At 71.7% G+C, this 9539-nt stretch carries 10 protein-coding genes; 3 read left to right on the top strand and 7 right to left on the bottom strand.

What is annotated here, in order from left to right:
- Positions 1–68 precede the first annotated feature (68 nt).
- The 5 genes from KIH27_RS21655 to KIH27_RS21635 are packed head-to-tail and all read right to left on the bottom strand — an operon-like array spanning position 69 to position 5369.
- Positions 69–1391: a DUF58 domain-containing protein gene (locus KIH27_RS21655; RefSeq protein WP_214095022.1), complete on the bottom strand. Its 1323-nt coding sequence runs from the start codon at positions 1389–1391 to the stop codon at positions 69–71.
- Complete coding sequence (locus tag KIH27_RS21650; protein ID WP_307856974.1) at positions 1391–2362, bottom strand: AAA family ATPase; 972 nt, start codon at positions 2360–2362, stop codon at positions 1391–1393. Before KIH27_RS21650 ends, KIH27_RS21655 begins: the two co-directional genes overlap by 1 nt.
- Positions 2359–3465, bottom strand: coding sequence for a DUF4350 domain-containing protein (locus KIH27_RS21645; protein WP_214095020.1), 1107 nt, complete (start codon positions 3463–3465; stop codon positions 2359–2361). Before KIH27_RS21645 ends, KIH27_RS21650 begins: the two co-directional genes overlap by 4 nt.
- Entirely contained in the window at positions 3462–4061 is a 600-nt protein-coding gene (locus KIH27_RS21640) for a DUF4129 domain-containing protein (RefSeq protein ID WP_214095019.1), read from the bottom strand. Before KIH27_RS21640 ends, KIH27_RS21645 begins: the two co-directional genes overlap by 4 nt.
- Positions 4062–4073: 12 nt before the next feature.
- Complete coding sequence (locus KIH27_RS21635) at positions 4074–5369, bottom strand: DUF7847 domain-containing protein (RefSeq protein ID WP_214095018.1); 1296 nt, start codon at positions 5367–5369, stop codon at positions 4074–4076.
- Positions 5370–5430: 61 nt separating this feature from the next.
- Between KIH27_RS21635 and KIH27_RS21630 the strand changes: the two genes are divergently transcribed.
- The 3 genes from KIH27_RS21630 to KIH27_RS21620 all read left to right on the top strand — a co-directional run bounded on the left by KIH27_RS21630 (position 5431) and on the right by KIH27_RS21620 (position 8063).
- Positions 5431–5895: a GatB/YqeY domain-containing protein gene (locus KIH27_RS21630; RefSeq protein WP_214095017.1), complete on the top strand. Its 465-nt coding sequence runs from the start codon at positions 5431–5433 to the stop codon at positions 5893–5895.
- 13 nt (positions 5896–5908) lie between these two features.
- Positions 5909–7678, top strand: a complete 1770-nt coding sequence (locus tag KIH27_RS21625; RefSeq protein WP_214095016.1) for a glycoside hydrolase family 15 protein — start codon at positions 5909–5911, stop codon at positions 7676–7678.
- A gap of 184 nt (positions 7679–7862) precedes the next feature.
- Complete coding sequence (locus KIH27_RS21620) at positions 7863–8063, top strand: hypothetical protein (RefSeq protein ID WP_214095015.1); 201 nt, start codon at positions 7863–7865, stop codon at positions 8061–8063.
- 232 nt (positions 8064–8295) lie between these two features.
- Here the strand turns inward: KIH27_RS21620 and KIH27_RS21615 are convergent, their stop codons facing one another.
- Positions 8296–9135, bottom strand: coding sequence for an MOSC domain-containing protein (locus KIH27_RS21615; RefSeq protein ID WP_214095014.1), 840 nt, complete (start codon positions 9133–9135; stop codon positions 8296–8298).
- A 24-nt stretch (positions 9136–9159) separates the two neighbouring features.
- A partial coding sequence (locus tag KIH27_RS21610) for a hypothetical protein (protein WP_214095013.1) occupies positions 9160–9539 on the bottom strand: 380 nt, incomplete at its 5' end.

Raw genomic sequence — 9539 nt, 5'->3', positions numbered from 1 at the left:
TCCGCAACAGCCCGGTCGGCCCGGTGAATTCTGCACGGTCGCGGACAGGGGGTAGGGCCGGCCGGGAGTCAGAGCCGGCCGGTGGCCTTCATCGCCAGGTAGCGGTCGGCCAGCGCCGGCGCCAACTCCTCCGGCGGGGCGTCGACGACTTCCACCCCGGCCCGCCGCAGCCGCCCCGCGACCGCCTGCCGGTCGTTGCGGGCCCGCTCGGCGGCGGCCGCGTCGTACACCGCGGCGACGTCGTCGCGGCCCGCCGCCAACCGCTGCACCCGCGGATCGGCGACCGCGGCGATGACGACCTGATGTCCCGCGGTCAGGGTGGGCAGCACCGGCAGCAGGCCGGCGTCGAGTGCGGTGGCGTTGAGATCGGTCAGCAGCACCACGAGTGACTGCCGCGGTGCCCGGCGCTCGATGGCCGCCACCGTCGCGGCCGCGTCGGATTCCACCAGCGCCGGCTGCAGCGGCGCCATCGCGTCGACCAGCTGCGCGAGCACCCGGCTGCGGGTCGCACCGAAGACACCGGCGCGCATCACCTGATCGTGGGCCAGTAGATCGACGTGGTCGCCGGCGCGCAGCGCCAGCGCCGCCAGCAGCAGCGCGGCGTCCATCGACCAGTCCAGCCGTGGCCAGCCGGCCGGGTCGGCCGCGGTCGGGTCGACGCCGATCCGCCCGGCCGCGGTCCGCCCGGTGTCCAGCACGATCACCACCCGCCGGTCGCGCTCCGGCCGCCAGGTCCGCACCACCACGTCGCCCCGTCGGGCGGTGGCCCGCCAGTCGATCGACCGGACGTCGTCGCCGGCCACGTACTCCCGCAGCGAGTCGAACTCGCTGCCCTGGCCGCGGACCAGCGCCGGCAGGCTGCCGTCGATCTCCCGCAGCCGGGCCAGCCGCGCCGGCAGGTGCCGCCGGGACAGGAACGGCGGCAGCACCCGGATCTGCCCGGGAACACCGGTGGAGCGCTGCCGCCCGGCCAGCCCCAGCGGGCCGATCGACCGCGTGGTCACCGCCGCGGCGCACTGGTCGCCGCGCCGGGTCGGGCGCAGCTCGGTGTGGGCCACGTGTTCGCCGCCGGCGCCGAGATCGACCGGGACGGACCGCGGCGCGGCCCGCGCGCTGGGTGGCCAGGCGTCGCGCAGCCGGCCGCGGAACCGCCGGCCGCCGGTGTTGACCACGGTCAGCGTGGTCCACACCGGCTCGCCGAGCCGCACCGAGGTGTCCGGCGACCGGGTCAGTCGCAGCGCACGCGGATCGGCGGCCAATGCCACGTCGACAGTGACTGCGATCGCGAGTGCGGCCGACAGCACCGCGAACGCGGCCGCCGGCCACGGCGCCACGGCGACGGGCACGGCGCCGATCAGCGCGATCAGCGCGGTGCGGCCGGTCAGAACCACTAGCGCGGCACCGGAACCGAGGCCAGGATGCCGTCGAGCACGCCGTCGGCGCTGGCACCTTCGAGTTCGGCCTCCGCCCGCAGCACCAGCCGGTGCCGCAGCGTCGACCGCGCCATCGCCTGAACGTCGTCGGGAGCCACGTAACCGCGACCGGACAGCCACGCCCAGGACCGGGCCGTGGCCAGCAGCGCCGCCGCGCCACGCGGCGAGACACCGAGCTGCAGGGCCGGCGACTGCCGGGTGGCGGCCACCACGTCGACGATGTAGCCCAGCACCTGATCGGTGGCCAGCACCTCGGCCACCGCCGCCCGGCCGGCGGCCAGGTCCTCGGCCCCGGCCACCGCGGTGACCGCCGACAGGTCCCGCGGGTCGAAGCCGTGGGCGTGCCGGGAGAGGATTTCGATCTCGGCGGCGCGCGGTGGCAGCGGCACCGTCAGCTTGAGCAGGAAGCGGTCCAGCTGAGCCTCCGGCAGCCGGTAGGTGCCCTCGTACTCGATCGGGTTCTGCGTGGCGGCGACGATGAACGGGTCCGGCAGCAACCGGGCCTGCCCGTCGACGCTGACCTGCCGCTCCTCCATCGACTCCAGCAGCGCCGCTTGGGTTTTCGGCGGCGTGCGGTTGATCTCGTCGGCGAGCAGCAGATTGGTGAAGACCGGACCGGGCCGGAACGCGAATTCGGCGGTGTGTGCGTCGTAGACCAGTGAGCCGGTGATGTCACCCGGCATCAGGTCCGGGGTGAACTGGACCCGTTTCGTGTCCAGGCGCAGCGCCGCGCCCAGCGTGCGGACCAGCAGCGTCTTCGCCACCCCCGGCACGCCCTCGAGCAGCACATGGCCGCGGCAGAGCAACGCCACCACCAGCCCGCTGACCACGGAATCCTGGCCGACCACCACCTTGGCCACCTCGGTGCGCAGCGCCAGCAGTGCCTCGCGGGCCGCTTCGGCCGCCGCCGGTGCGGGAGTCTGTGTCACGAGTGGGTGACCTTCCTTTCGATGTCGTCGAGGACCCGGGCCAACCGGACCAGGTCGGTGTCGGACTGCGGCTCCGAACCGAAGAGCACATGCCGCACCCAATCCGGGTGGGCGCCGACCCGCCGGCCGACGGCCGCGGCCACGGCCGACGGATCCGCTGCGGGGCCCAGCCCGAGTCGCGGGGTGATCCGTCGCAGCGCCGCGGCGCGCAGGGCGGCGCCGGCGCGATCGGCGGCGCGGTGCGCCCGGTAGAGCCGGCCGAGTCCCTCCACGGTCTCCGAGGCGCGCACCACCACCGGCAGCGACTCGGCGACCAGCGGCCCGAGTCGGCGGCCCTGCCACAGCGCCGCGCACGCCAGCGCCAGGCACAGCTGCCAGAACAGCCAGCTGATGTTCTTCGGGATCAGGTCGAAAAGCGTTGCGGTACCGGTGGCCCCGGCGGTGAGGTGTTGCGGCGCGAACCACACCAGGTGCGACCGGGCGCCGGCCAGGTTGAGGGCCAGCGCGGTATTGCCGGCGTGGGCCAGGTCGGCGTTCGTCATGAACGAGGTGCTGCCGACCACGGTGACGGTGCGGGCGCCGTCCCGGTAGCGCACCAGAGCACCGTCGTAGCAGCTGCGCAGCGACTCCGCCCCGGCCGCAACATAAGTCGAGGCGGCCTGCAGATCCGTCGGGCCGGCGAGTCGCGCTTCGCGAAGGTCGCAGTCCGGGTCGTCGGCGAACAGTCGCGGCCCCCGGTCCCGGACCGCCGGGGCCAGCGTCTGACGAGCCCGCGCGTCGGGTGCCACCAGCAGCAGATCACCCGGGACACCGGCCAGCCGGTCCAGTTCGTCGCCCCCGATACGTCGCGTCTCGGCGACCAGCAGCAGCGAGTCGGCGCGGGCGCTGCGCTCGACGTCGGTGAGGGTGTCGGCGACGGTGACGTCCACCCCGCGCTCCCGCAGCAGCGTCACCAGCGCGTGCGCGCCCTGCGGTGCGGTGGCGTTCGGGTCCATCCGGCCACCCGGCCGGGGCGCCGTCAGGAAGACGGTCAGCAGCGAAACCGCCACGATCGCAGCGATTCCCAGGGCGATCCAGTACCGGGACCGATGCTGGGTCCTCATGCCGGCACCGCATCACGCCGTAGCGTCTCGTCCAGGTCGGCGATCAGCCGGTAGCCGGGCTCGGTGGCCGGCAGTTCGCCGTAGCTGACGTCGTTGAAGGTCTGCGCCGCCCGGGTCAGATCGTCGGCCAGGGCAGGCAGCGCCGCACCGGCGGTGCGGGCCAGTTCGGTGGCGGTGCGCCCCGGTGCGGCGTCGACCACCCCGGCCTGTTCCAGTTCGCGGGCCACCGCCCGCAGCCGATGACGGATCGCACCCGCCCAGTCACCCGCCGCCGCGCAGCGCTGCGCGACCGTTCGATGTTCTGCGGCACTGGCTTTGGCCGCGCCGAACAGTGCCGGTTCACCGTGCCCGCCACCCAGTGTGCGCCGGCTGATCCTGACCGCCGCCACCACGGCGACGACGGTCAGGAGCACCAGGACGCTGATCGTGAACCAGCCGCCGGGCACCGTCGCGCCCTTGGCCACCAGCCGCTGCAGCAGCGTCTCGACGAAGTCGATCAACTGCTCCCGCAGCGACGGCCGCGGGTAGATCGGCTTGGCGAGTTCACGTTCGGCGGCCTCGCGAGCGGTGTCCCGGTCAATCTCGATGGTCGGCACTGCCGGCGGCCCTCACCTCGGCGGCGGGGTCAGCCACAGGCCGTCCGTCGAGGCGCCGTACTGCGGCGCCCCGGCGGCGCCGGTTCGCAGCACCAGGTCGAAGCCTTCGGCCCGGATCCGGCGGTCGGCGTAGAGCAGCACGGTCACACCGGCGGTGAACGGCAGCACGATGATCCGGCTGACCATCCCCCCGATGGCGCTGAACAGCCCCAGCCCGCCGGGCGCCGCACCGGCGCGCGGGACACCGTTCACTGCGATGTCGGCGATGCCGAACGGGAAGCCGATCGCCATGCTGATCAGGGCGGCGATCAGCCCGGTCAGCAGCAGAATCCCGAATATCCGCCAGAAGTCGTTGCGCGCCAGCGTAAATGACCTGCGCATCGCGGCGACTACCGGTTGCCGCTCCAGCACGACGATCGCCGGCGCGAAGCACAGCACGGTATAGCCGTACGCGAGTGCCACGCCCACTGCGAGGAACAGTGGTATGGCTACCAGCACGGAGGCGGGAGTGCCTGCGGCAGCACCCAAGCCCATGGCGACCATGAAAATCACGCCGAAGACGACTGCGGCGACCCCAGCCAGCAGCGCGGTCAACCCGAGCAGTGGGAGAAAGCGCGGCCGGACCAGATCCCACGCCTCACCGAAGGTGATCGTCGACCCGAAAACCGCGCGTCCCACGACGATCGTGAGGATGCCGATCAGCAGGACGTTGCTCACTGCGTTGACGGCGATCGAACTCACCCCCGCCACGCCCGCGCCGACCTCCCCGGCCGCGGCGGCCAGGCCGAACATTAGGACCAGATCGATGACCGCGGTCGCCACCACGACGATCGCGGTCAGTCCGAGCGTGACCTTCGGGTTGGCCCGGATGTAACCGACGGCGCCGTTGTAGAGGTCGCTCAGCGTGAGCGGGCGCAGCGGAATGACCCCGGGTCGCACCTCCGGTGCCGGGTAACCCGGCGGTGGGCCGTATCCCGGGGGAGGCGGTGGACCGTAGCCGGGCGGGGGACCGTACCCCGGGGGCGGTGGGTACGCCGCCGGCGGCGGTGGGTTGTAGCCGGGTGGCGGTCCGTAGCCCGGAGGTGGCGGCCCGTAGCCGGGAGGCGGCGGGCCATAGCCGGGAGGCGGTGGGCCGTAGCCGGGGGGCGGTGGGCCATAGCCCGGCGGCGGCGGTCCGTATCCCGGTGGGGGTGGCCCGTATCCGGGCGGTGGGTATCCCGGTGGTGGGCCGTAGCCCGGGGGCGGTGGGTTGTAGCCGGGCGGGGGATAACCGGGCTCCGGGTAGCCGGGCGGGGGCGGATTCACCATGCGTTCACCACGCCGGGCCGCTGACGGTTTCGATCATGGGCTGAGCGTAGCGTTAGGCGGCATGGCGGAACTCAAATCTCAGTTGCGGGCGGACCTGACCGAGGCGATGAAGGCCCAGGACAAACTGCGCACCGCGACCCTGCGGATGCTGCTGGCCGCGATCCAGGCCGAGGAGGTCTCCGGCAAGCAGGCCCGTGAACTCACCGACGAGGACGTGCTCAAAGTCCTGGCCCGCGAGGCACGCAAACGCGCCGACGCCGCCGAGATCTACACCGAGAACGGCCGCGGCGAGCTGGCCGCCGAGGAGCACGCCGAGGCCCGGATCATCGACGAATACCTACCCACCCCGCTCACCGAGGCGGAACTGGCCGACGTCGTCGACACCGCGATCGCCCAGGTGGCCGAGGAACTCGGCGAGCGGCCGCACACCAAGCACATGGGCCTGGTCATGAAGGCCGCCACCGCGATCGCCGACGGCAAGGCCGACGGCGCCCGACTGTCGACCGCGGTCAAGGACCGCCTCTAAGGCCAGGTGCGTCATGGCGTCGGAGCGCATCGAGGACTACGCACTGCTCGGTGATCTGCACACCGCAGCACTGGTCGGCCGGGACGGCAGCATCGACTGGCTCTGCCTGCCACGCTTCGACTCGCCGGCGTGCTTTGCCGCACTGCTGCACGACGAGTCGGCCGGTTACTGGCGGATCGCACCGGCCGACGGGGGTCAGGCCACCCGGCGCAGCTACCGCGGCGACACCCTGATCGTCGACAGCGAATGGGACACCCCGGGCGGATCGGTCCGCATCACCGACTTCATGCCGCCCCGCGACCGCGGCGCCGACGTGATCCGGATCGTGGAGGGACTCTCAGGCCGGGTTTCGATGCGGATGGATCTGGTGATCCGGTTCGACTACGGCAGCATCGTGCCCTGGATCAGGCGCAGCGACTACGGGCTGATCGCGGTCGCCGGCCCGGACACCGTCTGCCTGACCACCCCGGTGAACATCCGAGGCGACCACTTCTCAACCGTCGCCGAGTTCGACGTCGCCGCCGGGGAGGTGGTGCCGTTCGTCCTCACCCATTCGGCGTCGCACCTGGTTCCCGAGGCGGTGCGTGCCGAGGCGCAGCAGGCGCTGGTCAAAACCGAGTCGTTCTGGACGAATTGGATCAGCCACTGCACCTACCGCGGCGAATGGGAGGCCGAAGTCCGTCGGGCGGTGATCACGCTCAAGGCGCTGACCTACGCGCCGACCGGCGGGATCGTCGCGGCCGCCACCACCTCCCTGCCGGAAGACATTGGCGGCGTACGCAACTGGGACTACCGGTACTGCTGGTTGCGGGACGCGACGTTCACCCTGCAGGCGCTGCTCGGCACCGGCTACGTCAGCGAGGCGAAGGCCTGGCGGGAATGGCTGGTGCGTGCCGTCGCCGGCGACCCGGCGAAGCTGCAGATCATGTACGGCCTGGACGGCACCCGCCGGCTGCCGGAGCAGACGCTGGACTGGCTGTCCGGCTACGCCGGGTCAGCACCGGTGCGGCTCGGCAACGAGGCCGCCGGACAGTTCCAACTCGACGTCTGGGGTGAGGTGCTCGCCGGGCTGAACCTGGTGCTCGACTCCGGGCTGCACTGCGAGGACACCGCCTGGGACATCCAATGCGCGCTGATGGACTTCCTCGAGGGCAACTGGGACAAACCCGACGCCAGCCTGTGGGAGGTCCGCGGCCCGCAGCGGCATTTCGTGCACTCCAAGGTGATGGCCTGGGCCGGGGTGGACAGGGCGATCCGCGCGGTCGAGGTGCACGGCCGACAGGGACCGGCCGATCGGTGGCGAGCGCTCGCCGCCGACATCCATGCCGACGTGTGCCAGAACGGCTACGACGCCGACCGGCGCACGTTCACCCAGTCCTACGGGTCACCCGGCCTGGACTCGGCGCTGCTGCTGATCCCGCGGGTGGGGTTCCTGCCGTGGAACGACGAGCGGGTGGTCGGCACCGTCGACGCCGTGCAGCGCGAGCTGTCCAGCGACGGCTTCCTCAACCGCTATGCCACCGCCAAGGGCGCGGTCGACGGTCTGCCCGGCACCGAGGGGGCGTTCCTGGTGTGCACGTTCTGGCTCGCCGACGCGCTGCACGGCATCGGCCGCGGCGCCGAGGCGCGGGCGCTGTTCCAGCGGTTGCTGGGGCTGCGCAACGACGTCGGGCTGCTCAGCGAGGAGTACGACACCGTTGGGGACCGCCAAGTCGGCAACACCCCGCAGGCGTTCTCGATGGTCGGTCTGGTCAACACCGCCCGGATGCTCAGCGAGCAGTAGGGCGGGCCCGGCTCTCGCACCGATCGGCCACCGGTCCGGAATTGACGCCGACGTAAGTGGGAAATTGTCCCACAATCATCGACATGTGCCTGCGTGCGGTCGTAATCTTGAGGCGGCAACGACGTCGAGGGCGGTGAATAATATCATGAGAAAATATTTTCTGACGATTGCCACGCTCATCTGTTTGGTCACATCTGGCGCGGGTATCTCGCAGGCGGACCCGTACTACCCGGGGCCGACGAACTGCGGTGCGCCCGGTGCGCCGGCCTGTCTGCCCGTAGGAGTGCCCGCGCCGACCGAGTGCGCCATCGTGGCGGCGCTGACCTGGCGGCCGTGCAACTGGGAAGGCGTTCCGGTGGCGCCGGGGACACCGGGCAGTTGGTGACCGGGGCGCCCTGGTTCGGCAGCGACTGAATCCCGGCCGTCACCGTCGATTGGCCGGGGTCCGGCATCGATACCGCTTGGTCCACGTCCGGGGTCAGTCGTGGTTGAAATGTGCCGAGAGTGCGATCAGGACCGCCACGATGATCAGGATCGCGACGATCGGAACCGCCCACGGCAGTACAGCTTCGATCACTCTTCCAGCGTAGGACGCTTTCGGTCGGCCGCGCCGGACATCAGAGCAGAATCGCCGGATCGCCCACGCTGACCGTGCCCGGGCTGAGCACTTCGAGGTACACCCCGGCGCACGGCAGCAGTCGCGAATCCGTTGCCGCCACGCGGTTCTCGACGGTCAGGGTTCGCAGCGCATGCGACGCCTTGGGCAACCGGCCGTGTTCCAGTGTCGGCACCACGCAGCGATGCGTTGGTTTGAGCACGCGCAATCGGAGGTCGCCGATGACGAGTTCGCCGCCGACCCAGTCGTTCTCCGCGTACGGCGGGTAGCCGGGCGGGGTCTGCAGCACCAGGTTCGGCCGGTACCGCAGCGCCTCGGCGCCGACCCGCTCCAGGGTCGCTGTGGTGATCGCGTGCACCGGGGCGACGTCGTGGAAGGTGTCGCCGGGGGTCGAGCGGGCGATCTCGATGACCGGGGTGTCGACGTCGGCGTCGAGGCCCAGGGCCAGCAGTCGCTCCGGGTCCGAGCGCTCCAGCGTGGCACCGCGCCGCCGGTGATCGGTCAGCTTCACCGAGCGCCCGGTCAGCCCGGAGAGCAGGTCGTGAACCTCCGGGGCGTCGGCGGCAACGTCGGTGCCGTCGGGGGTCTGGATGACGACCTGGCCGGCGTTCGCGCGAGCGGTCATCCGGAGCAGCCCCGCCCACTTGCGCGGCTGTTTGGCGCTGGCGACATGCCCGGTCTCGTCGTCGACCAGGGCCAGCCGACGATCACCCTCGGCGCCGCTCGGGCCGATGTGCACGGTGGGCACCGACTCGCCGAGCATCGACTTCACCGGATACCGGCACAGGCTCGCCACCACCATCCGCACCGGTGCGGAATCCGCGCGAACGCTACGGTCCATACCTGCGAGGCTAATCGGGTCCGATCAACTGCGGCACCCCCTCGCCTTCGGTCGACTGACGACGGCTCCGTACCAGGCGTTCCGGGTGGCATCCACCGGGGAGTACCCGACTCCGCTGAACACATCCCCGGTGACCGTGTCGGTCACGTCCACCTCGTAGAGGGGACCGCCGCCCACCCGGAGGTCCAGCTTCCGTGCGCCCGCCACGGCGGAGGTCTGGCGGATGTCACTGCGGCGAAGACGCAGATCCCGGTACACGCGCCAGCAGGCCTCCATGCCTCCGAGGATCCTGAACTCCTGCGCGAACCTCCGCATCGCTCTCGCCTCCCACCGCTCGCTATCCAGCCACGTAAGCCAGGGTAGGGAGGGGCACCGACATTGATGATGTTCAACCGCTTCGGGTG

Origin of the sequence: Mycolicibacter acidiphilus, assembly GCF_018455725.1 — a bacterium.
GTDB classification, from domain to species: Bacteria; Actinomycetota; Actinomycetes; order Mycobacteriales; family Mycobacteriaceae; genus Mycobacterium; species Mycobacterium acidiphilum.
This window is presented reverse-complemented; position numbering and strand designations above follow the sequence as displayed.